The following is a 305-nucleotide window of genomic DNA, read 5'->3' as shown; positions in this document are numbered from 1 at the left end:
GGCACCAGGGCCGCGGGCGGCTGCGTCGCCGACATCAGGCGGCCCTCAGCCGAGAAGCGGTAGATGTTGGGGCCGTATTCGTCGGAGATGAACATGGTGCCGTCGGGCAGGCGCACGATCGCTTCGTCGTCCAGCGAAAGCTTGCCGTTTTCGGCCTGCGGCAGGATCGGCATGTCGCCGGCGGCTTCGCGCACGCCGTTCAGCGGATCGAGGCCGGTGGCGTCGGCGCCCTTGTCGTCGGTCAAGAGCATGGTGTTGGCGAGCGTCGCCTTGACGCCGGACTGTTCCCGTCCGGCGGCGGGCGC

At 69.8% G+C, this 305-nt stretch carries 1 protein-coding gene; it reads right to left on the bottom strand.

The features are described from left to right. Window positions 1–305: esterase-like activity of phytase family protein (locus EN859_RS36835; RefSeq protein WP_189502564.1), on the bottom strand; the 305-nt coding region annotated here is incomplete at both ends.

This window comes from Mesorhizobium sp. M00.F.Ca.ET.216.01.1.1, from assembly GCF_004010325.2.
In the GTDB taxonomy this organism is placed as follows: Bacteria; Pseudomonadota; Alphaproteobacteria; order Rhizobiales; family Rhizobiaceae; genus Mesorhizobium.
Note: the sequence above shows the minus strand (reverse complement) of the source record. Positions and strands in the feature narration are given on the sequence as shown.